The sequence below is a fragment of the Rathayibacter tanaceti genome, assembly GCF_001634385.1.
In the GTDB taxonomy this organism is placed as follows: domain Bacteria; phylum Actinomycetota; class Actinomycetes; order Actinomycetales; family Microbacteriaceae; genus Rathayibacter; species Rathayibacter tanaceti.
This window is the reverse complement of sequence record NZ_LIIN01000228.1, coordinates 1-2,095: the sequence shown is the minus strand read 5'-3', so window position 1 is coordinate 2,095 and position 2,095 is coordinate 1. Positions and strand designations below refer to the sequence as shown.

The window sequence follows — 2,095 nt, the reverse complement described above, 5'->3', positions numbered from 1 at the left end:
GCCAGCACCAGGCGCCGCCCGCGAGACCGGCAGCGTCGGAGCCTGTGTCCGCGAGCGAGTCGGGCCCGGCGTCTCCGGCGACAGGGGCCGCTGTGGCGGTCGGCTGCGGCGACGGAGCGATGGTCGGCTGCTCGGTCGGCGCCCCCGGCTCCGAGGGCGCAGGACCACCGGGGATCTCGGCGGCCGGCTCCGTCGTCAGCGACCAGTTCGGGTCGAAGAAGTCGGCCTGGTCGATCACTCCGCGGTCGCTGGACCAGTCGATGAGCAGCTGGCGGATCTCGAGGCGCTCGTCGTAGACGAGGGGAGCCTGCGCGACCGCCGGGTAGCCGCCTCCGCCGCTCTGACGGTAGTTGTTGACCGCCATCACGAAGCGCTCGTCGTCGGCGACGGGCGTGCCGTCGGGGTGGGCGAGGCCGCGGATGCGCGAGCCCGCGGGCTGGGAGACGTCGATCACGTAGTCCAGGCCGGCGATCGCGTCGTAGTTGTAGTCCGGGACCCCATCGGGGCGCTCCGGGGTGGTCGCGTTCGTGCCCGTCTCGGGGTCGAACGCCGCTCCCGGCGCCGTCTGGGTGAAGTAGCGGGCCGAGAACTCGAGGTACTCGCGCACCTCGGCGCCGGTCAGCTCGACTCCGCGCAGGGTGTTCTCGTAGATGTACAGCCCCGCGATGTCGCGGATCGTGACCTGCCCCTGCGGGAACACGGCCGTGCGCGAGAACGGCGACGCCTGCGAGATGACGGGCAGGTCGGCCCACTCGGTGCCCTCGAGGGCCTTGTCGACCGTCTCGGCCTGGACGGTGTTGATGAAGTCGATGATCGGGGTGTCCTCGTAGCGGGACGTCTCCGCCGACAGCTCCTCGAGCGACTGGGCGACCGGCGTGTTCACGTACTTGACCGTGGTGGCGTGCTGCTCGGCGAGCGCGTCGACCACGGCCGGCGAGTCCTCGGGGATGTCCTTCGCGTAGACGGGCTTCGCGACCGGAGCCGCTCCCGACGACCAGTCGACCTCGAGACCGCCCGCGGCGTCCGGCACCAGGTTCAGCGTCACCTCGGTGAGGCCCTGCGCCCAGAACTTCGGCTGAGTGACGAGGACCTTCTCGCCGGCGACGTTCGTGAACATCGTCTCGGGGACGTCCTTGTGGCTGTGGCCGGCGACGACGACGTCGATGCCGGGGACCTGCGTCGCGATGTTGTTCACGACGTCCTCGTTGAGGTCAGCCGGGTCGTAGTCGGCGTCGGCGACGGTGCCCTGCCCCGTGTGTGCGAGCACGACGACCACGTCGGCCTGCTCCTGCACGATCGGGACCCACTGCTTCGCGGCGGCGACCATGTCCTGGAACTCCAGCACTCCGTCGACGTACTGCTTGTCCCACACCCGCACGCCCGGAGTCACGAGGCCGAGGACGCCGACGGTGACCTTCTTCCCGTCGATCTCGCGCTCGATCAGCGTGTACGGGTCGTGGTACGGCTTGCCGGTGGCCACGTCGATCACGTTCGCGCCGAGTAGCGGCGCGTTCAGATCGCCCTCGTAGGCGCTGAGCATGTCGAGCCCGTAGTTGTACTCGTGGTTGCCGACGACCTGGGCGTCGTAGCCGATCGTGTTGAAGGCGGTGGCCATCGGATGCGTCGTCTCGCCCGAGAGGACGCCCGCGGCGCCGTCGCCGAGCCCGTAGTAGTAGGTGAGCGGAGTGCCCTGGATCGCATCGCCGTTGTCCATGACGAGCACCGACTCGTCGCCCTTCTCGGCGCGGAGGCGGTCGACCTCGGTCGCGACGCGGGTGAGGCCCAGCGCGCCGTCGGCGGGGTACGGCGCGTTCGCGAAGTAGTCCCAGTCGTAGACGTGCCCGTGGACGTCCGTCGTCGACACCAGGGTGAGTTCGACGCCGTCGTCGGCGGTGGCGGCCGTCGCGACGGGGGCGGCCGTGACCGCTCCGAGCGCGACGACGGCGAGGAGGCTTGCGGCGCGGAGTCTGCGCATCGTGGTCCTGTTCGCGTGATAAGGGGAGGGTGAGCGTCCTCGAATCTATGCGTCCCGTGTGAACTCCGCGTGACGGGATGGAGAGCATTGCTCGGGGACGGGGACGGGGACGGGACGGGC

Annotated in this window: 1 protein-coding gene; it reads right to left on the bottom strand. The window is 70.3% G+C overall.

What is annotated here, in order from left to right; genetic code table 11:
• On the bottom strand, positions 1-1,975 hold a 1,975-nt coding region (locus tag ACH61_RS15190), incomplete at its 3' end, for a 5'-nucleotidase C-terminal domain-containing protein (RefSeq protein WP_068213662.1).
• Positions 1,976-2,095: the final 120 nt, after the last annotated feature.